This window comes from Aerosticca soli (genome assembly GCF_003967035.1).
Classification (GTDB): Bacteria; Pseudomonadota; Gammaproteobacteria; order Xanthomonadales; family Rhodanobacteraceae; genus Aerosticca; species Aerosticca soli.
In genome coordinates this window covers 2,743,534-2,763,772 of the sequence record NZ_AP018560.1, presented here as the reverse complement: position 1 = coordinate 2,763,772, position 20,239 = coordinate 2,743,534, and the positions used below count along the sequence as shown (strand labels likewise).

Sequence of the window (20,239 nt, the reverse complement as noted above, 5' to 3'; positions counted from 1 at the left end):
GACCAATGGACATCCATCCGCTGACCGACAACTTGAGCGTTTCCCCCCAGCTGCGCCCGGAAGACCTGCCCGTGCTCGCCGCGCGCGGCTTTCGCAGCGTGATCAACAACCGACCTGACGGCGAGGAGCCCGATCAGCCGACGAGCGCGGCATTGGCGCAGGCCGCCGCCGCGGCCGGGCTTGCCTATCGGCATCTGCCGGTGGTGTCCGGCCAGGTGCAGGATGCCGAGGTGGAGGCCTTCATGAAGCTGCTCGACGAGTTGCCCGCGCCCGTGCTGGCGTTCTGCCGCACCGGCACCCGCAGCACCACGCTGTGGGCCTTGGGCATGGCCCGCCGGCTCGGTGCGCAGGCGGTGCTCGCGCAGGCGAAGGCCGCCGGCTATGACTTAAGTGCCCTGGCCCCGCGCTTGGCCGAGGCGGAACGCCAGCGATGAAGCCGCCGCTGGACCCCGAGCGCATGGCGGCGCAGGCCGGCGAGGCCGTCGCCGTGCTCAAGGCGCTGGGGCACCCCGGCCGTCTGCTCGTCCTGTGCCAGCTGACCCAGGGCGAGCGCGCGGTCGGCGAGCTGGCCCAGGCCCTCCAGATGGGCCAGAGCACGGTGTCCCAGCATCTGGCCTTGCTGCGGCGCGAGGGCCTGGTCAGCGGCCGGCGCGCGGCGCAGTCGGTGCTCTATCGCATCCGCGATCCGCGCGTGCAGGCCTTGATGCAGACCCTTTATGAGCAATTCTGCGCAACGATGCCCGAGGAGGCCGAGCCGTGACATTCATGAATGCCTGGCTCGCCCTGCGCGCGGGTGGTTGTGGCGTGGTGGTCGGCTTTGCGCTGGCGCTGGTCGGCGGCGGCGGATCGATCCTCGCCGTGCCGCTGCTGCTGTACGTGGTCGGCGTGCGCGATCCGCACCGGGCGATCGGCACCAGCGCGCTGGCGGTGTCGCTCAATGCGTTTGCCAATCTGTTGCCGCATGCGCGGCTCGGCCACGTGTACTGGCGCGCGGCGGCGACCTTCGCGCTGGCCGGCGTGTGCGGCGCCTGGCTCGGTTCGACGCTGGGCAAGGCAGTCGACGGTCGACGCCTGCTCGCCTTGTTCGCCCTGCTGATGCTGGTGGTGGCCGGATTCATGCTGCGCGGCCGCCGTGGCGACGGGGTCGACCGCTATCCCTTGCCCTGGAGCGGGCCGCGCCTGCTCGGCACGGGCCTCGTCGCCGGCATGCTGGCCGGCTTTTTCGGCATCGGCGGCGGTTTTCTGATCGTGCCCGGCCTGATGCTGGCGGGCGGCATGGACATCCTGCACGCGATCGGCACCTCGCTGTTCGCGGTCGGTGCCTTCGGCCTCACCGCGGCGATCAACTACGCCTTGTCCGGCTTGATCGACTGGCCGCTCGCCGCCGCCTTCATCGCCGGCGGCGTGGCCGGCGGCTGGCTGGGCGCCGCCGCGGCGACGAGACTAGGGCGTCGCCGCGGCGCGTTGCAGATGGTCTTCGCCGCGGTGATCGTCATGGTGGCGCTGTACATGCTTGCACGCGCCGCGTCCGGTCGTTGAGTGGATGGCCGCTCAAGGCATGCCGCGACGTTTGACAAAGGCATCGAACAGCTCGTCGATGCGCCGGTATTCGTCGTACCAGGCATCCGGCTGCTGGAAGCCGTGGCGCTCCAAGGGGTAGAGCGAGATCCAGAAGTTTTTCTTGTGCAGCTCGACGAAACGCTGGTAGAGCCGCACCGAATCGGCCGCCAGCACGTTGTCGTCGATGAGGCCGTGGGCGATCAGCAGCGGGTCGGCCAGGCGCTCGGCGTATTCGATCGGCGAACTCGTCGCGTAGGCCTCCGGATCCAGCTGCGGATCGTTGAGGATGGCCGAGGTGTACTCGTGGTTGTACAGCCGCCAGTCGCTGACCGGCCGCAGCGCGGCGCCAGCGGCGAAGGCACCCGGCGCGCGCAACAGCGCCATCTCGGTCATGAAACCCCCATAGCTGCCGCCGTAGATGCCCACCCGTTGCGGATCGACGTGGTGTTCCCGCACCAGCCAGGCCTTGCCGTCCAGGAGATCCTCCAGTTCCGGGTGGCCCATCTGCCGGTAGATGGCGGTGCGCCAGGCGCGGCCGTAGCCGGCCGAGGCGCGATAGTCCATGTCCAGCACCACGTAGCCCTGCCGCACCAGCAGGTTGTGGAACATCTGCTCGCGGAAATAGGTGGGCCAGGAGAGGGTGACGTTCTGCAGGTAGCCTGCGCCGTGCACGAAGATCACCGCGGGCCTCGAGGTCGAGCCTTCCGTGGCCGGGCCGTAGTACTTGGCGTGGATCGTGCCCGCGCCATGCGAGGAAGGCACCTGCACGATCGTCGGCGCGATCCACGCCTGCGCGGTGAAGGCGGGCTTCATCGTCTGGGTCAGTTCACGCGGCGCGCCGCCCGCGGCGGGCACCACGGCGAGCTGCGGCAGCACGTAGGGCGATGAGTGCAGCACGGCCACTTGCGTGCCATCGGGCGCAAGCACGAAATCATCCAGACCCTGATAGGTGGTGAGCCGGGCCAGCTCGCCGCCGCCGCTCGGTACGCGGTAGAGGTCGTAGCTGTAGGGCGCGGTCCGGTTGGCGCGCAGATAGAACCAGCGGCCGTCCGCGGACAGCGCGGGGTGGCTCACCTCGAAGCGGCCGGCGGTCAGCGCCCTCGCCTCGCCGTCCAGCGGCTTGACGTAGAGCTGCGACCAGCCGCTTTCCTCGGACAGGTACCACAGCGTGCGGCCGTCCTTGAGCCAGCCGAAATCGTTGAAATCCCAGCCGATCCAGGCCGCGTCGTGCAGGCGGTGCTGCGGCACCAGCGCGTGCCGGGCGAGATCCACCTCGGCGATCCAGCGGTCCTTGTGGTCGTTCGCGCGCAGCATCACGGCGAGCCGGCTGCCGTCCTCGTTCCAGCGCAGGCCGGCGCCGTCGCCATCCTCGGCATCGAAGACGATGCGCAACGGCCGCGTGGCCGGTGCGGCGAGTGCCTTGGCGCGGGCCTCGTCGCCGGCGGCGCGGGCGGCGGCGATGGCCTTGGCGCGCAGCTCGGCGAGCGGATCCTCCGCGATGCCGGGCAGCGTCTCCACGCTCACCGGATAAGGCTTGCGCTCGCGCAGGTCGACGAGCAGCAGCGATTGCGGCGCCGGATCGTTGCGGCCGACGTAGACCCGCGCCTCCCGCGTCTCGGCATAGCCCGAAGGCGTGACGTACTGGGTGACGAGCGGCGCGCGCCCGGCGGCATAGTCCTTCGGTTCGGTGACCAGGGCCAGCCAGCGGCCGTCCGGCGAAAGCTCGCTGCCGACCACCTTGACCGCCTTGCCGAGATAGATCGGCGCCGGCGCCCGGCTGGGATCGACGGCACGCTCGGCGTCCTCCTCGGCGCGGCGCGCCTCGCGTTCGTGACGCTGCCGGCGCAGGGTGTCGAAAAGGCGCAGCTGGTCGCGGGCCAGATCGTCGCGCGGCGGGGCGTCCGGATCGTCCTCGAACTTGAGCACGGCGGCCGGCCCGCTCACGCCGGCGGCGAGGTCGTAGCGGTACCAGTCCATGCCCAGCCGGTAATACAGCGCCGAGCCGTCGGCGGCAAAGCGCAAGGCGCCGGCGGCCTGGGCGCCGCGGGTCACCTCCACGCTGCGGGCATCGGCCAGCCGGCGCAACACCACGTCGCCGTGACGCACGAAGGCGGCGAGGCGGTGCGCGCGGTCGAACACCGGCGGCCCGTCGGCCTGGGCGCGCTGCGCCGCATCCAGCCGCACCCCGCCGCCGCGGGCGGGATCGACGCGATAGAGGTCGCGGATCGCGCTGCCCTCGCGCTTCAGGCGGTAGTACAGCTGGTGTCCATCGGCGCTCCAGTAGGGCGCTTCCACCGCCTGGCCGATCCAGTCCGGGTCGGCCATCACCTGGGCGAGGTCGGGTGGCGCGGCGGTGTCCTGCGCGTGCCCGGCGAAGGCGCCGGCCAGAGTGGCGAGGAGGACGAGTAAAAGGCGGCGCAGGCGGCGCATCGGCGGCTCCGGTGGAATGAATGGCCCAGCATAGCGGGCCCTCGTCCGTACGCTTGCTAGGATGGTTGCCCCGCCACCTGGTCACCGCGCTAACCGCATGGACACCCTGCCCGCCGTCGAACACGAAACCGCCGCCAACCCCCGCTGGAGCGTGATCTGGCTGCACGGCCTGGGTGCCGATGGCCACGATTTCGCGCCGATCGTGCCCGAACTCGTCGCGCCCGGCTGGCCGGCCTTGCGCTTCGTGTTTCCGCACGCGCCGGTGCGGCCGGTGACGGTCAATGGCGGCATGGCGATGCGCGCCTGGTACGACATCAAGGGGCTCGACATCGCCAGCCAGGAGGACGAGGCCGGCATCCGCGCCTCCATCGCCGCGGTCCGGGCGCTGATCGCGCGCGAGCAGGCACGCGGCGTGGCGCCGGGACGGATCGTGCTCGCCGGCTTCTCGCAGGGCGGCGCGATCGCGCTCGCCGGTGGCCTGCGGCTGGACGAGCCGCTGGCCGGCATCATCGCGCTGTCCACCTATCTGCCGCTGGCCGGCAGCCTGGCCGCCGAACGCAGCGCGGCCAATGCCGCGGTGCCGATCTTCCAGGCCCACGGTCAGGCCGACCCGGTGGTGCCGCTGGCGCTGGGCAGTGCCTCGCGCGATGCGCTGCTCGCGCTCGGCTATCGCGTCGACTGGCACGTCTATCCGATGGGTCATGCGGTGTGTCCGCAGGAGATCGCCGACCTGCGCGCCTGGCTGGGTTCGCGCCTGCGCTGAAGGGCCTGCCGGGCCCGCGGCCTGGCGTCGCGGCTGCGGCATACTCGCCGCATGTCGCGCCGCACCGATCGCCCCTCCGCCGCTTCCAGCCCGCTGCCGGATTTCTGCGGCCTGCCGGCGCTGGTCGCGCTGGGTGTGGTCGGTGTGCTGACGGTGCTGGTGATGTGGCTGGCCCCGGCGGGCACGCGCAGCTGGCGAGCGCTGTCGGTGGCCATGGCCTTCGTCGCCTGGCTGACGGTGCTGCTGCTGGTCGGCCTGTGCAAGCTCTCGCCCTGGCTGCGCCGCTGGCCGGGACGCTGGCCCTATGCCGGCATCTGGCTGGCGATGGTGGCGATCACTGTGCTGGCGAGTGCGGTTGCCGCTTGGCTCGATCACGCGCTGGCCCTGGGTTTCATCGTCGATGCCGCCGCCTTCGTGCGCGACGATGCCCTGCTCGCCGCCCTGCTCGGCGCGGCGCTGCTGCGGTACTTTTTTCTGCTCGCGCAATGGCAGGAGCGCCTGCGCGCGGTGGCGCATGCGCAGGTCGCCGCACTGCAGGCACGCATCCGCCCGCATTTCCTGTTCAACAGCATGAACACGGTGGCCGCGCTGGTACGCACCGACCCCGACGCCGCCGAGCGCACGGTGGAGGACCTGGCCGAGCTGTTCCGCGCCGCGCTCGGCGCCGACGCGGCGGGGGAAGGCACCCTGGGCGAGGAGCTGGCGCTCATCGACCGCTACCTCGCCATCGAGCAGCTGCGTCTGGGCCCGCGCCTGCGGGTGCGGCGCGAGTTCGCCGCCCTGCCGGCGGCGGCGCCGCTGCCGTGCCTCCTGCTGCAGCCGCTGGTGGAAAACGCCGTGCGCCACGGCATCCAGCCCTTGCGCAGCGGCGGCGAGGTCGGCCTGCGCGGCTGGCGCGAAGGCACGGCATACGTGATCGAGGTCACCAACCCGCGGCCGGAATCCGCGCCGTCGGCCGGCACCGGCCATGGCCTGGCCAGCGTGCGCCAGCGCGTGGCCTTCCATTACGGCGCGAGCGCGCGGGTCGAGGCCGTGGCCGAGGCGGGGCGTTTCGTGGTGCGCCTGTCCCTGCCGCTCGCTGCCGGGGAGACTACTCATGCGCGTGCTGATCGTCGATGACGAACCGCTGGCGCGCGGCCGCCTGGCCGCCCTGCTCGGCGCATGCGCCGGCTGCACGGTGGTCGGCAGCGTGGACGACGGCGAGGCCGCCCTCGAGGCGATGGCCGCGCTCGCCCCCGACCTGCTGCTGCTCGACATCGAAATGCCCGGGCTGGGCGGTACCGCCCTTGCCGCGCGGCTGGCCGACAGAGGGCATCCGCTGGTGGTGTTCACCACCGCCTATGAGCACCATGCCATCGCCGCCTTCGAACTCGGCGCGGTCGACTACCTGTTGAAGCCGGTGCGGCTGGAACGCCTGCGCGAAGCCCTGCGCCGCGCGCAGGCCCGGCTCGACGCCGCCCCGGCGGCGCCGGTGGTCTACCTGCATGCGCGCGTGCGCGGCGAGCGTCTGCGCATTCCCTTGAACGCGGTGCTGTGGCTGCTCGCCGAGGAAAAATACGTGCGCGTCCGCCACGAGGGCGGCGAGGTGCTGCTGGAGGAATCGCTGCGTCAGCTGGAGGAGGCCCACCCCACGCTGCTGCGCCTGCATCGCAACTGCCTGGTGCCGGCGGCGCGGCTGATCGGCCTGCGCAGTCTGCCCGACGGACGCGTGCTCGCCCGCCTGGCCGGCACCGAGTTCAGCCCCGAAGTCAGTCGCCGCAACCTGCCGGCGCTGCGGCGGCTGTTGCGCATGGGCTGAAAAACGCCCAGCGCGAGCTGTCGCTTCCGCCGCGATACGCGACAATGGCCTTTGCGCCTTCCCGAAAAGAACGCCCCGCCATGACCCCCGCCTCCCTGCGTATCGCCACCCGCAAGAGCGCGCTCGCGCTGTGGCAGGCCGAGCACGTCGCCGCCCGCCTGCGCGCGGCGCATCCGCATCTTGCGGTCGAGCTGGTGCCGCTCTCCACCCGCGGCGACGAGATCCTGGATCGTCCGCTCGCCAGCGTGGGCGGCAAGGGTTTGTTCCTCAAGGAGCTGGAGGTGGCGATGGCGCAGGGACGCGCCGAGCTGGCCGTGCATTCGCTCAAGGACGTGCCGGCCGAGCTCGAGCCCGGCTTCGTGCTGCCGGCGATCCTGCCGCGGGCCGACGCCGCCGACGCCTTCGTCAGCCATCGCTATGCCGATCTCGCCGAATTGCCGCCCGGCGCACGCGTGGGCACCTCCTCGCTGCGCCGGCAGGCGCAGTTGCGCGCGCTGCGGCCGGATCTCACCCTCCTCGACCTGCGCGGCAACGTCGGCACCCGGCTGGCCAAGCTCGACGCCGGCCACTACGACGCCATCGTGCTCGCCTGCGCCGGCCTGGAGCGCCTGGGCCTGGCCGCGCGCATCCGTAGCCGGCTCGCCGCACCCGACTGGCTGCCGGCGCCCGGACAGGCGGCGATCGCCATCGAGGCCCGCGCCGGACAGCCGCAGATCCTGGCCCTGCTCGCCGCGCTGGACGATGCCGAGACCCGTGCCACGGTGGGCGCCGAGCGGGCGATGAACCAGGCCCTCGGCGGCAGCTGCACGGTGCCGGTGGCGGCCTGGTGCGTGCGCACCGAGCGCGGCCTGCATCTGACCGGGATGGTGGGCGATGCGCACAGCGGCCGCCTGCTGCGCGCCGAGGCCGGCGGCAGCGACGCCGCGGCGCTCGGTCGCGACGTCGCCGCCCGCCTGCTGGCGCAGGGTGCCGGAGAACTGCTCGGCCTGCGCGACTGAGCACTTCGCGGGCTGGTTTTCGCCGCAAAACGGCGAGGGTCTGGCCACCTTTGGCTGGCAAGGGTCCGCGGCCGCGATGGAAGGCAAGCCTTGCTGTTTGGGCCGTTTGGATGTCCAAACGTCTAGGCGTCCAAACAACGCCAAGGCGCGGGCAAGGTGGGCCGCCCGTCGGTCAGAAGTTGTAGACCAGGTTGGTGGTGGTGAGCGTGTCGGTGTGTCTCACCCCGGGCAGGACGTCGCTGTTGTAGCGCACCTGGTAGCCGAGCTTGAGCGCCATTTGCCGGGTCATGCTGACCGACAGGCTGAGATCGTTCTGGTAGTACTGGTTGTCCGAGCCCGCTTCGGCGAGCAGGGTCTCCTCCACCGTGGTGTTCGCGCTCAGGCGGTGGCGGAGGTTGACCAGCCCGCGCGCCACGCCCTCGCCCTGGCTGGACTGGTGCTGCTTGACGGTGACGCCATTCACCTCCTCGGTGAGGTCGGCCGGCCGATAGCGCTTGTAGCCGGGGCCGATTTCGAAGGACAGTTCCGTCGTGCCGCTCTTGAGCGCGATGTAGCCGTAGCCCACGGACACCACGCCCTGCCACAGGTTGGCGCCGAAGTCGTCGTGTTCGTAGCGCGCGGCGGTGACCACGTAGCTGCGCGGGTCGAGCTTGTAGCCGACCGAGGCGCCGGCATCGTAGCGGTTGGCGGTGGTGCTGAACCTGTCGACGGTGTTGCCGGCGGCGTCCTGCACTTCCACGTCGCCCTTGGAACGCAGCCCGTTGAGGAAGAAGTTGTTGCGCCAGTAGGCGTTTTCCTGGCCGAGGGTCAGCTTGGCGTTGGCATTTTCGGTGTGCGAATTGCCGCGCGCGGCGGCGAAACCGAACTCGCCCGAGCCGGTCCAGCCGCCGTGGGCGGCGGCGTCACCGGCGGTTTCGCCGGTGCCGGCATCCTGCGCATGGAGGGCGGTGCCGAGGCCGGCAAGAAGGAGCAAAACGGGCAAGCGAGGGTTCATGCGAAAGGCTTCCTGATCGTCTGGGCGCGGCAACCATAAGGGGTCGCCTTGAACTTGCAGTGAATCCGGCCATGCGCCGAAGGCCGGTGCGAGCGGTCAGGCCGGCAGGGCGCCCAGGCTGCGCACGTAGAGTCGCCGCTCCAGGGTGAGGCCGAGCAGCGCGCTGAGCGCGGCCAGCGCCACCACCAGCACCGAGCCGTCGCGGCGGTCGGCAACGAGCAGCGCGGCACAGGGCAGGGCATAGGTCAGTGTCGCGGCGACGAAGCGCAGCGGTCGCGCCCCGGCGGAGGTCCCGCGCAACGCCTGCCAGCGCACGCCTTCGGTGAAGCCGAGCAGCAGCGCGAGCAGGATCAGCGCCATCAGCCAGGGGTGCGAGCCGGCGGGATGGATGGCGGCGTCCTGCGCGGTGAGGCACAGGCACAGCCACAGGCCGCCGCTGTAGCTGGCCGCGATGACACTGCCGAACGCACGTGCGCTGTGCTGGCGCGGCCCGAGCGCGACCCTGGCCAGTTGGGCCAGGCTGCACAAGGCCAGTGCGGCGCCGGCCAGGCGGGTGGCCCAGAACGCATTGTCGCCACGCGCCAGTCCCGCCACCGCCAGCGCCGGCAGGAAGCTCGCCAGGGCGAGCAGTGCCTCGCCGCCCGGCCAGTGGTCGCGGCCGGGGCGCCAGTCATGCCAGCGGCCCACGCCCGGCAGGCGCAGCAGGGCGGCGATGAGGCCGGCGCCGACGAAGATGCTCGCCAGCGCGAGCGGCACCAGCACCTCGCTGCGGCCATGGCGATAGAGCCCCAATGTCAGCGCCGCGCCCAGCAGCATCCACAGGCCGAAACCGGCCAGTTCCAGCTGATGCAGCAGAATGGGCAGCCAGGCATCGCCCGGCCGCGGGAGTGCCGCATCCGCGGCATGGGAATCGGGTTTTGGCATGTGGCGACCTTTTTCCTATCGCGGGCTCGGGGCGGGGATACCCGGGCCCGCCGGCTTCGGGGCATACCGGCTTGCGGTGCCCGCGGGACGCACCCATGCTACACAACGCCCTGTCCCGTTTGGCATTTCCATGGACCGCTACGAGCGCATCCTCACCCTGCACCGGCTGCTCAAGGGCGCGCGCTACCCGGTGCCGCTGCCGCGCCTGCTCGAGGAACTCGGCTGTTCGCGCGCCACCCTGTACCGCGATCTCGCCTTCCTGCGCGACGCGCTCGGCGCGCCGATCGAGAGCGTCGGCGGCGAGACGGCCGCCTTCCGCTATGCCGCCGGCAGCGGGGAGCGTTTCGAACTGCCGGGGCTGTGGCTGCGTTCGGACGAACTGGCCGCCCTGCTCGCGCTCAACGAACTGCTCGGCCGCTCCGGCCCTGGCGGCGTGCTGGCCGGGGCGCTGGCGCCGTTCAAGGCGCGCATCGAGCAGCTGCTCGCCGGCCAGGGCGGGGCGCGGCCGCCGCTCGAACGCATCCGCATGCTGGCCTGGGGGGAACGGGCGCTGGACCAGCGCACCTTCCGCACCGTCGCCGGCGCGGTGCTGGAGCGGCGCCGGCTGCGTTTCCGCTACCGCGCGCGCACCACCGACAGCGAGAGCCGGCGCCAGGTCTCGCCGCAGCGGCTCACCCATTACCGCGACAACTGGTATCTGGACGCCTGGGACCACGACCGCGAGGCCTTGCGCAGCTTCGCCGTCGACCGCATCGCCGAGGCGCAGATGCTGGACACCCCGGCCATCGACGTCGACGAGGCCGTGCTCGACGAGACGCTGGCCTCGAGCTACGGCATCTTTGCCGGCAAGCCGCGGGCGTGGGCGACGATCCGCTTTTCCGCCCACGCCGCGCGCTGGGTCGCCGACGCCCACTGGCATTCGCAGCAGCAGGGCCGCTGGCTGGCCGACGGCCGCTACGAGCTCAAGCTGCCCTATTCCAGCGCCCGCGAGCTGTTGATGGACGTGCTCAAGTACGGTCCCGATGCCGAGATCGTCGAACCGCTGTCGCTGCGCGAGGAAATGAAGTCGCTGCTGCACCTGGCGCTGGCGAGCTACACGGGCAAATGACCGTCGCAGGGCGCGGGATTTGCGTGCCCGGCTCACCGCGCCTGCATGAGCCCCGCAGGCGGCGCGCGGTTCTCAACCGCCCGGGTGGAATGGCCAGAACACCGGAATCAGCCATACCGACAGCGCGCAGAACAGCGCGATCAGCGGGATGCCGACCTTCATGAAATCGGTGAAGCGGTAGCCGCCGGCGTAATAGACCATGGTGTTGGTGGGATAGCCGACCGGCGTGGCGAAGGACGTCGCCGCGGCGAACGCCACCGCCACCACGAACGGCCGCGGGTCGGCATGCGCGGCATGCGCCACGCTGATGGCGATGCCGACCATCAGCACCACCGAGGGGTTGTGTCCCATGAGCTCGGTGAGCAGCGCGGTGAGCAGATAGACCATGAACAGTGCCGCCAGCAGACCGTGGCTGCCGACCAGCTGCATGCCCGCGTCGACCAGCGCCTGGGACAGCCCGGTCTTCTCGATCGCGATGCCGAGCGGCAGGATCGCGCCGAGCAGCACGATGATCTTCCAGTCGATCGCCTCGTAGATGTCCTTGCGGCCATAGCAACCGGCGATCGCCATCAGCACCGCGCCGGCGATCGCCGCGATCGGGATCGGCAGCCAGTGCAGCGCCGAGACCAGCACCACGCCGAACATGATGGCGAGCGCGGCGAGCGCGCGGCGCGGTGTGCCCACCCGATCCTCGCGCTCGCTGAGCACGATCAGCCCCGAGTCGGCGCGCAGCCTGGGCATCGCCTGGCGGTCGATCACCAGCAGCAGCACGTCGCCGACCGCGAGCCGGGTGTCGCTGAGCTTCTCGCGCAGCACATGGCCGCGCCGGTGGATGGCGAGCACCACCGCGTCGTAGCGCCAGTCGAGGCCCGCCTCTTCCAGCCGCCGGCCCTCCAGCGGGCTGCCGGGCGCGACCATCGCCTCGGCCAGCAGGCGCGGGTCCTCGCCGTCCTCGCGGCCGCGGACGTGGCCGGCGCCGGGCACGTTTTCCAGCCCCGCGCGGCGGCGGAACTCCTCGAGCTTCTCCCAGTCGCCGCGCACCAGCAGCACGTCGCCGGCGGCCAGCTGCTGCGAGCGCGGCGACCACATCCGCCGTTCACCGCGCAGCAGCTCCAGCGGATACACGCCGTAGCGCTCGCCCAGCTTGGCATCGGCGATGCTGTGGCCGACCAGCGGCGAGTTCGGGCCGATCTTGAGCTCGGTGACGTACTTGCCGATCTCGGCCGGCTCGGCGGGCATTGCCGCCTCGACGTGACGCGGCAGCAACCAGCGCCCGACCAGCATCAGATAGACGATGCCGACCGCGGCCAGCAGCGCGCCCAGCCGGGTGAACTCGAACACGCCGAAGCCCGGCAGGCCGTGCTGCTGCGCCAGGGTGTCGGCGAGCAGGTTGGACGAGGTGCCGACCAGCGTGCACACGCCGCCCATCTGCGCGGCGAAGGCCATCGGCATCAGCACCCGCGCCGGCGAGGTCTGCGTGCGCTGGCACACGCGCAGCGCCAGCGGCACGAAGGTGGCGACCAGGGCGATGTTCTTGACGAACGCCCCGAGCGGCGCGATCACCAGCATCAGCGCCAGCGTCAGCAGCCACGGCCGACGGATGCGCAGGAGCAGGCGGATCAGCGGCTCGAGTGCGCCGGAGCGCTCCACGCCGAGGCTCAAGGCGAACATCGCCGCCACCGTCACCGTAGCCTCGTTGCTGAAGCCGGCCAGCGCCTGTTCCGGCCCGATGATGCCGAGCGCGACCAGGGCGACCAGCACCAGCAGCGCGACCAGGTCCACGCGCAGCTTCTCGCTGGCGAAAAGCCCCATCGCGACGACCACGATGGCCAGGGTGATGAGGGCCTGGCTGCTCATGCTCGCGTCCTCGCCGGGGCGGCTGTTACTGGAAATGGAAAAGGCATGGCCGCATGGTTTCATGCCCCGGGCACCGCTGCCAACCCGAAGCCCCGGCGCCGACGCGGGCATTGCAGCCGCTGCGTACGCGCCGCTTTGCCGCGGCCGCACCACCACGTATCGTGTGCAGCGTGGATGCCGCTGCCCCCCTTTCCCCCGACCTTGCCGCCCGCCCCACCGTCGCGCTGGCGCTCAGTGCCGGCGGCGCGCGCGGCCTTGCCCACATCGGCGTGATCGAGGAGCTGGAGCGACGCGGCTACCGCATCGTCGCCCTCGCCGGCACCTCGATGGGCGCGCTGATCGGCGGCGTCTACGCGCTCGGCCGGCTCGGCGTCTACCGCGACTGGGTGCTGGAACTGCGCCGGATGGACGTGCTGCGGCTGGTGGACTGGACCTTCAGCAGCGACGGCTTCATCAAGGGCGAGAAGATCATCGCCACCCTGCGCGGCCTGGTGGGCGATGCGCGCATCGAGGATCTGCCGCTGGCCTATACCGCGGTGGCCACCGACATCGACCGCGGCCGCGAGGTGTGGCTCGCCCGCGGCGGCCTGTTCGACGCCATCCGCGCCTCGATTGCGATTCCCACCGTGTTCCGCCCTCACCGTATCGACGGTCTGCGGCTGGTCGACGGCGGCGTGCTCAACCCGGTACCGGTAACGCCGCTGATGCGCGAGCGCGCCGATCGCATCATCGCGGTCAGCGTCGACGGACCGGCCGAGCCACAAGCCGTCGACACGCAGATCGACGAGGTGCCGGCCGTCCGCGGCGGACGCCGTTTCGGCTGGTCGGCCCTGTTCGGCGGCCGCGGCGCGGCGACCCGCGCCCGTGCGCCGGGCGCGCTCGAGCTGCTGCTGCAGTCGATGGACCTGATGCAGGCCAAGCTGGCCCGGCTCAGGCTGGCCTCCAACGAGCCGGACCTGTTGATCCAGCTGCCGCGCACCATGGCCGCGGCCTATGAGTTCTATCGCGCCGAGGAGCTCATCGAACACGGCCGGCAAGCGGCGGCGCAGGCCCTGGACGCTTGGCCTCTGGCCCCGGCCGCCGCCGACGGCGGCGCGGAGGGCGCGCCACTGCGGCGTTGACTTGCGTTTCCCGCCGCGCGCCACCATCCAGCGCGTTTGCTCCATGGGCGCTGATTTCTCGGTGCTCCCCGTCTGGGCAGGATGCCTGGCGCGCGGCGCGGGGCGTTTCCGTGACGCGGCGAACCGAAAAAATCACCGGACGGGCCTTTTTCAGCATCTCTTTTAAAAAAATCTCATGACCACCCCGGATCCGATGTCCCCCACCAATCCGTTGCTCGCCGACACACCGCTGCCGGCCTTTTCCGCCATCCGCCCCGAACACGTCATGCCGGCGGTGACGCTGCGCCTGGCCGAGTACCGCGCCGGCATCGCCGAGCTCACCGCGGCCTCGACGCCGCGCGACTTCGCGCACGTGATGCTGCCGCAGGAGCGGCTGGATGTGCGCCTCGACAAGGTCTGGGCGCCGGTGTCGCACCTGCACGCGGTGGCCGATGGCGAGGCCCTGCGCGCGGCCTACGGCGAGGCCGAGGAGGCGGTCACCGAGCATGCACTGGAACTGGGCCAGAACCGCGAGCTCTACGCCGCGGTCGAGGCCCTGGCCGCGGCGCCGGACTTCCCGGCGCTGCCCAGGCCGGCGCGCGCGCTCGTCGAGCATGCCCTGCGCGACTTCCGGCTCTCCGGCGTGGCCCTCGAGGAGCCGGCACGCAGCCGTTTCCGCGAGATCGGCATCGAGCTCTCGCGGCTTTCCACCGAATTTGCCAACGCCGTGCTCGACGCCACCGAGGCCTGGAGCGAGCACGTCACCGACGAGCGCCGGCTTGCCGGCACCCCGCCCTCGGGGCTGGCGGTGCTGCGCGCCTATGCGCAGGCGCAGGCACTGGAGGGCTTCCTGGTCACGCTCAAGCAACCCAGCGTGCAGGCGGTGCTGACCTACGCCGACGACCGCGCGCTGCGCGAGCGGGTGTACTGGGCCTACCAGACCCGCGCCTCCGACCAGGGTCCGCACGCCGGCCGTTACGACAATTCCGCGCGCATCGAGAAGATCCTCGCCCTGCGCCACGAGGCCGCCCGGCTGCTCGGCTTCGCCAATGCCGCCGAGGCCTCGCTGGCGACCAAGATGGCGCGTTCGCCGCTCGAGGTGATGAGCTTCCTCGAGGATCTGGCCGTGCGCGCCAAGCCGCTCGCCCAGCGCGAGCTCGACGAGCTGCGCGACTTTGCCCGCGAGAGCCTGCGGCTGGACACGCTGGAACCCTGGGACGTCGCCTACGCCGCCGAAAAACTGCGCCAGGCCCGGCATGCGCTGGACGAGGAGCGGCTCAAGGCGTACTTCCCGCTGCCGGCGGTGCTCGATGGCCTGTTCGCCGTCGCCGGCCGGCTCTACGGCATCGCGTTCACGCCGCGCACCGACGTCGACGTATGGCATCCGGACGTGCGTTATTACGAGGTGCGCGAAGCCGACGGCCGGGTGATCGCCGGCTTCTATCTCGACCTCTACGCCCGCGCCGGCAAGCGCGGCGGCGCCTGGATGGACGTGTGCCGCGCGCGCTTCGACGACGGCGAGCACCACGAGGACCCGGTCGCCTTCCTGACCTGCAATTTCGCGCCGCCCACGGCCGAGCGGCCGGCGCTGCTCGGCCACGACGACGTGCTCACCCTGTTCCACGAATTCGGCCACGGCCTGCACCACCTGCTGACCGAGATCGGCCTGCCCTCGATCGGCGGCATCGAGGGCGTGGAGTGGGACGCGGTGGAGTTGCCCAGCCAGTTCATGGAGAACTTCGCCTGGCGCCGCGAGGGGCTGGACCTTTTCGCCCGCCACTGGCAGACCGGCGAGCCGCTGCCCGAGCCCTTGTTCCAGCGCATGCTGGCCGCGCGGCATTTCCATGCCGGCCTGTTCCTGGTGCGCCAGCTCGAATTCGCGCTGTTCGACTTCACCCTGCACCTGCAATACGACCCGGCCGAGGGCGCCCAGGTGATGCGCGTGCTGGAGGAGGTGCGCCGCAAGGTGGCGGTGATCCATCCGCCGGCCTGGCAGCGTTTCCCGCATGCCTTCACCCACGTCTTCGCCGGCGGCTATGCGGCCGGCTACTACAGCTACCTGTGGGCCGAGCTGCTCGCCGCCGACGCCTTCGGCGCGTTCGAGGAGGCCGCCCGGGACGGCGGCAGCGTGCTCGACCGCGCCACCGGCGAGCGTTTCCGCCGCGAGATCCTGGCCGTCGGCGCGAGCCGGCCGGCGCTGGAAAGCTTCGTCGCCTTCCGCGGCCGCACGCCCGATCCCGAGGCGCTGCTCCGAAGCCACGGGCTGGCCTGAAGGGGCCATCGCATACAATCGCGCCGATGAAGATCGCCAGCTGGAACGTCAATTCGCTGAAGGTGCGCCTGCCCCAGCTCACCGAGTGGCTGGCCGCCGCGCAGCCGGACGTGGTGGCGCTGCAGGAGACCAAGCTCGAGGACGCCCGCTTCCCGCGCGACGAGCTCGCCGCCGCCGGCTACCGCGCCGTGTTCGCCGGGCAGAAGAGCTACAACGGCGTGGCGATCCTGGCCCGCGAGGAGCCGCGCGAGGTCGTCACCGACATTCCGGGGCTGGACGATCCGCAGCGGCGCATCCTCGCCGCCAGCGTCGGTCCGCTGCGGGTGGTCGATCTGTACGTGGTCAACGGCAAGGCGGTCGGCGATCCCAAATACGCCTACAAGCTCGCCTGGCTCGAGAAAGTGCGCGAGTTCCTCGCCCGCGAGCACGAACGCCATCCGCACTTGGTGGTGCTCGGCGATTTCAACATCGCCCCGGACGATCGCGACGTGCACGATCCGGCCGCCTGGCACGAGCGCGTGCTCTGCTCCACGCCCGAGCGCGAGGCGCTGCGCCGCATCACCGAGCTCGGCCTTGCCGACAGCTTCCGGCTGTTCGAGCCCGGCGCCGGCCATTTCAGCTGGTGGGACTACCGGCAGGGCGCCTTTCGGCGCAACCTCGGCCTGCGCATCGACCTCATCCTGATCGGCGAGGCGCTGAAACCCGCCGCGCGCGCGGCGACGATCGACCGCGAGCCGCGCCGCTGGGAGCGGCCCTCCGACCATGCCCCGGTGACGCTGGAACTGGATATCTGAACGATGAGCACATCCTCCGACCAATGGCCAAGCTCGCTCGATGACGTCGAGCTCGACGAACTCGACCGCTACCTGCGCCTGCATGCCGGCGAGGACGAGGACCGCCTGCTGCTCGACGGCGTGCACGGCCTGCTTTCCGCCCTCGCGGTCGGGCCGCTGCCGGTCGCGCCGGAGGTGTGGCTGCCGCAGGTGCTGCACGACGCCTTCACCGACGAGGCCGAGGCCAACCGCGTGCTGGCGCTGCTGGCCAAGCTCAACGATTCCATCCTCGCCGAGCTCGACATGGACGCCTACGAGCCGATCCTGGGCGAGGTCGAAACCGAGCAGGGGCCGCTGGTCACCGCCGCCGGCTGGTGCGAGGGTTTCAGCCGCGGCATCGACCTCTACGCGCCGGTGTGGGAAAAGCGCCTGGCCGAGGATGCGCAGCTCATGGAACTGCTCGGTCCGGTCATGGCGCTGGCGGTCGACGAGGGCGTGCTGAGTACTGAGGCTGAGTTCGAGCAGCTCACCGACGAGGAATACGACGAGTGCCTGACCGAGCTGCCGCTGGTGCTCGAGGCCGTGCGCCGCTACTGGCAGGAACATCCACCCACCGCGGCCGAGCGCGCCGCGCTGACGCAGGCCACCCAGGTCGATCCCGGCCCGCCGCCGCGCCAGCGCAGCGGTCACTGGGTGCACTGAAGGCACGGGCGACCCGCCGGTCGCGGACGGAGCCATTCGCCGGGGGTGGCCTGGTTCAGCCGGCCGGCGGCTCCGCCGCGGCGTCGCCGGGCGGCAGCGGTGCCGGCCGGCCGAGCAGATAGCCCTGCCCGAAGTGGCAGCCCATCGCCACCAGCGCCTCGCGCTGGCCGGCGGTCTCGATGCCTTCGGCGATGACCTCGATGCCGAGCGCGCCGGCCATGGCCAGGATGGCGGTCACCACCGCCCGGCTGCTGGCGGGCGCGTCGCGGTCCAGCGGCTGGACGAAGGCGCGGTCGATCTTGAGCCGGCGCAGCGGCAGCGTGTGCAGATAGCTCAGCGAGGAATAGCCGGTGCCGAAATCGTCCAGCGCCGCGCCGACGCCGGCCGCATGCAGGCGTTCCAAGATGGCGCGAACGCGGCCGGTGTCGTCCAGCAGGGCGCCTTCGGTGACCTCGATGGTCAACCGCGAGGGCGACAGGCCGCTGCGTTCGAGCAGCGCCAGCAGGCGGCGGTCGAAGTCCGTCTGGCGCAGGTGCAGCGGCGCCACGTTGATGCTGAGGAAACCGTGCTCCGGCCCCAGCCGGGCGAACTGTTCACAGGCGCGGGCGAACAGGTGCCAGTCGATCGCCTCGATCTGGCCGCTGTCCAGCGCCACGCGCATGAAATCCTCCGGCACCAGCAGGCCGCGGACGGGGTGCTGCCAGCGCAGCAGTGCCTCGTAGCCGACGATGGCGCCATCGTCCAGGCGGCGGACCGGCTGGAAGTGCGGCAGCAGCTCGCCCTGGTGCAGGGCGCGGCGCAGTTCGCCCTCCAGTGCCAGCTCGTCCTCGGCGTTGCGGGCCAGGGTGTCGTCGAACAGCACGTAGCGCTTGCGGCCGAGCTCCTTGGCCCGGTACAGCGCGACGTCGGCGTCGCGCAGCAGGGCGTCGGCGTACAGGTGGCCTTCGTCGCTGACCGCGATGCCGAGGCTGGCCGAAGGCTCCAGTTCCCGCCCGGCCAGCTCCAGCGGCCGGGCCAGCGCCTCCAGTACCCGGCGCGCGACCTGCTGCACGGTGTCCAGCGATTCGACCTGTTCGATGAGGATGGCGAATTCGTCGCCGGAAAGCCGCGCCACCAGGTCGGGCGCGCGCACGCACTGGGCCAGACGGATGGCGACGGCCTTGAGAAAGCCGTCGCCGGCCAGGTGGCCCAGGCTGTCGTTGATGACCTTGAAGCGGTCCACGTCCAGGTAGAGCAGCGCGCAGCGGCGGCCGGGTTCGTGCCGGGCGCGATCGAGCACCGCCTCCAGCCGCTCGCGCAGCAGGGCGCGGTTGGGCAGGCCGGTCAGTGGGTCGTGCAACACCTGGTGGCGCAGCTGCTGCTGGATATGCTCGCGGCGGGCGATTTCCTCGCGCAACTCGCGGGTGCGCTCGGCCACGCGCCGCTCCAGCTCCAGGTTGGACTGGCGCAGGGCCGCCGCCGAGCGGCGCCGGTAGATACTGTTGGCGATCTGCAGCGCGGCGAAGCCGAGCAGTTCCTGATCGGCCGGGCCGTAGCCGGCATCCTCACCATAGGTCTGCACCACGACCAGCCCGATCACCTCCTTGTGCACGCGCAGCGGCACGCCGAGCCAGCAATTGGCCGGCGCGCCGAAGGATTGCGGCACCGCCGCGCCGCTCGCATACAGCGCCTCGATATCGGCACGCCGGCCCAGCCAAGGCTCGCCGCGCCGCAGCACATATTCGCTGAGCCCGGCCAGCGGCAGGCTCAGGGTCTGGCGGACGCCGGCATCGATGTAATAGGGGAACTCCAGGCGCCGGCGGTCCTCGCTGAGCAGGGCGATGAAGAAGTTGGAGGCGTCCAGCAGGCGGCCGACGACCTCGTGGACGCGCTCGTAGAAGGCGTTTTCGTCGATGTCGGCGGTGGCGAGCTCGGCCAGCTGGAACAGCGCCTGCTGCAGGCGCTCCGCGCGTTCGCGCTCGCGCACTTCCTGACGCAGTTCGCGGTTGGCCGCGGCCAGTTCCTCGGTGCGCTGGCGCACGCGCTGTTCCAGCTCGTCCTTGCTCTGCCGGCGCTCCAGCGCGGTGAGGATGTGGCTGCCGACGAAGACCAGGAGGCTGCGGTCCTCCTCGGTGTAGCGCATGCCCGACTGGTAGCTCTGCACCACCAGCGCGCCCTGCACGCGGCCTTCGCGCTGCATCGGCACGCCCAGCCAGTGGTCGCTGTCCGGGCCGACCGGCTGCAGGCTGCCGTCGACCTGGGCGGCGAGTTCCTCGGCATTGCCCATCAGCGACTGGCCGGTGGTGAGCAGATGCGCCGTGGGGGTGCCGGCGATGTCGCGCAGGGACAGTTCGCGGCCGGTGTAGTCGGTGGGGTCGGCGACGTCGGCGAAATACAGGAAACGCACGCTTTCGCGCTCGGCGTCGTAGCGCACGATGTAGAAGTTCTCCGCGTACATCAGCATGCCGACGATGGCATGGATGCCGCGCAGGAGCTCGGCCATGTCCAGATCGGCACCGGCGAGGTCGGAGATGGCGAACAGCGCCCGCTGCAGGTTTTCCGAGCGGGCGAGCTGGCGGTGGGAATCCTTCAGTTCCGCCAGCTCCAGCACCAGGCGCAGCTGGCAACCGGCCAGGGCGAGGTCGCCGGCGAGCGTGGCGGCGACCTCCGCCGCCGACGCGCCCGGTTGCAGCCAGATGTGCAGGGCCGCGTCGAGGTCGATGCCGAGCGGCATCACCAGGCGGTCGTCGAGCACCTGCCAGGCGCCCCCGCCCGCAGGGGCCAGGTAGCGCCACACCATGCGGGCGGCCAGGCATGCCGGATGCATGCGCGCGCGCTCCTCGGCCAGCCCGGCCACCGCCTGCTGCGAGCCCGCGCCGACCAGGCGCGCGAGCCAGGCCATGCGCGCGGACGCGTCCGGTGGCAGTTGACCGGGCTTGGAGGACTGGCTCATCGCACCTTGTCCATGGGGGCGGCGCGTC

The 20,239-nt window shown here is 71.5% G+C and carries 17 protein-coding genes; 12 read left to right on the top strand and 5 right to left on the bottom strand.

What is annotated here, in order from left to right:
- Positions 1-5 precede the first annotated feature (5 nt).
- From ALSL_RS13030 to ALSL_RS13020, 3 genes are read left to right on the top strand one after another with little or no spacing between them, the layout of a single operon-like run.
- A complete protein-coding gene (locus tag ALSL_RS13030) occupies positions 6-434 on the top strand; it encodes a protein tyrosine phosphatase family protein (protein WP_126539730.1) in 429 nt (142 codons plus the stop codon).
- A complete protein-coding gene (locus ALSL_RS13025; protein ID WP_126539728.1) occupies positions 431-760 on the top strand; it encodes an ArsR/SmtB family transcription factor in 330 nt (109 codons plus the stop codon). The genes ALSL_RS13030 and ALSL_RS13025 overlap by 4 nt, the downstream gene beginning before the upstream one ends.
- A gap of 5 nt (positions 761-765) precedes the next feature.
- Positions 766-1,539, top strand: a complete 774-nt coding sequence (locus tag ALSL_RS13020) for a sulfite exporter TauE/SafE family protein (protein WP_126539726.1) — start codon at positions 766-768, stop codon at positions 1,537-1,539.
- A gap of 12 nt (positions 1,540-1,551) precedes the next feature.
- On the opposite strand, the gene ALSL_RS13015 is transcribed toward ALSL_RS13020, so the two are convergent.
- A complete protein-coding gene (locus tag ALSL_RS13015) occupies positions 1,552-3,981 on the bottom strand; it encodes a S9 family peptidase (RefSeq protein ID WP_425479020.1) in 2,430 nt (809 codons plus the stop codon).
- Between the two features lie 106 nt (positions 3,982-4,087).
- On the opposite strand from ALSL_RS13015, the gene ALSL_RS13010 reads away from it, so the two are divergent.
- The 4 genes from ALSL_RS13010 to hemC all read left to right on the top strand — a co-directional run bounded on the left by ALSL_RS13010 (position 4,088) and on the right by hemC (position 7,549).
- The gene (locus ALSL_RS13010) at positions 4,088-4,753 is read left to right on the top strand and encodes an alpha/beta hydrolase (RefSeq protein WP_126539722.1); all 666 of its coding nucleotides are present in this window, start codon (positions 4,088-4,090) and stop codon (positions 4,751-4,753) included.
- Between the two features lie 51 nt (positions 4,754-4,804).
- Entirely contained in the window at positions 4,805-5,872 is a 1,068-nt protein-coding gene (locus tag ALSL_RS13005) for a sensor histidine kinase (RefSeq protein WP_126539720.1), read from the top strand.
- Positions 5,850-6,551 (top strand): LytR/AlgR family response regulator transcription factor, encoded by a 702-nt coding sequence (locus ALSL_RS13000; RefSeq protein ID WP_126539718.1) that lies wholly within the window; start codon positions 5,850-5,852, stop codon positions 6,549-6,551. The genes ALSL_RS13005 and ALSL_RS13000 overlap by 23 nt, the downstream gene beginning before the upstream one ends.
- An 80-nt stretch (positions 6,552-6,631) precedes the next feature.
- On the top strand, positions 6,632-7,549 hold the full coding sequence (hemC, locus tag ALSL_RS12995) for a hydroxymethylbilane synthase (protein ID WP_126539716.1): 918 nt from the start codon (positions 6,632-6,634) through the stop codon (positions 7,547-7,549).
- Between the two features lie 172 nt (positions 7,550-7,721).
- On the opposite strand, the gene ALSL_RS12990 is transcribed toward hemC, so the two are convergent.
- Entirely contained in the window at positions 7,722-8,543 is an 822-nt protein-coding gene (locus ALSL_RS12990; RefSeq protein WP_126539714.1) for a DUF481 domain-containing protein, read from the bottom strand.
- Positions 8,544-8,639: 96 nt separating this feature from the next.
- Positions 8,640-9,467 carry a hypothetical protein gene (locus ALSL_RS12985; RefSeq protein WP_126539711.1) on the bottom strand — a complete coding sequence of 276 codons (828 nt, stop codon included), beginning with the start codon at positions 9,465-9,467 and terminating at the stop codon, positions 8,640-8,642.
- Positions 9,468-9,597: 130 nt separating this feature from the next.
- Here ALSL_RS12985 and ALSL_RS12980 point away from each other — a divergent pair, with 130 nt between their 5' ends.
- Positions 9,598-10,575, top strand: coding sequence for a helix-turn-helix transcriptional regulator (locus tag ALSL_RS12980; protein WP_126539709.1), 978 nt, complete (start codon positions 9,598-9,600; stop codon positions 10,573-10,575).
- A 72-nt stretch (positions 10,576-10,647) separates the two neighbouring features.
- Here the strand turns inward: ALSL_RS12980 and ALSL_RS12975 are convergent, their stop codons facing one another.
- Positions 10,648-12,432: an SLC13 family permease gene (locus ALSL_RS12975; protein WP_126539707.1), complete on the bottom strand. Its 1,785-nt coding sequence runs from the start codon at positions 12,430-12,432 to the stop codon at positions 10,648-10,650.
- 170 nt (positions 12,433-12,602) lie between these two features.
- On the opposite strand from ALSL_RS12975, the gene ALSL_RS12970 reads away from it, so the two are divergent.
- The 4 genes from ALSL_RS12970 (at position 12,603) to ALSL_RS12955 (ending at position 17,279) form a co-directional block, all read left to right on the top strand.
- Positions 12,603-13,553: a patatin-like phospholipase family protein gene (locus ALSL_RS12970; protein ID WP_231700236.1), complete on the top strand. Its 951-nt coding sequence runs from the start codon at positions 12,603-12,605 to the stop codon at positions 13,551-13,553.
- A 193-nt stretch (positions 13,554-13,746) separates the two neighbouring features.
- On the top strand, positions 13,747-15,804 hold the full coding sequence (locus ALSL_RS12965; protein ID WP_126540276.1) for a M3 family metallopeptidase: 2,058 nt from the start codon (positions 13,747-13,749) through the stop codon (positions 15,802-15,804).
- Positions 15,805-15,830: 26 nt separating this feature from the next.
- On the top strand, positions 15,831-16,598 hold the full coding sequence (gene xth / locus ALSL_RS12960) for an exodeoxyribonuclease III (RefSeq protein WP_126539703.1): 768 nt from the start codon (positions 15,831-15,833) through the stop codon (positions 16,596-16,598).
- A 3-nt stretch (positions 16,599-16,601) separates the two neighbouring features.
- Positions 16,602-17,279, top strand: a complete 678-nt coding sequence (locus ALSL_RS12955) for a YecA/YgfB family protein (protein ID WP_126539701.1) — start codon at positions 16,602-16,604, stop codon at positions 17,277-17,279.
- Between the two features lie 55 nt (positions 17,280-17,334).
- Here the strand turns inward: ALSL_RS12955 and ALSL_RS12950 are convergent, their stop codons facing one another.
- Positions 17,335-20,211, bottom strand: a complete 2,877-nt coding sequence (locus tag ALSL_RS12950; RefSeq protein ID WP_126539699.1) for a bifunctional diguanylate cyclase/phosphodiesterase — start codon at positions 20,209-20,211, stop codon at positions 17,335-17,337.
- Positions 20,212-20,239: the final 28 nt, after the last annotated feature.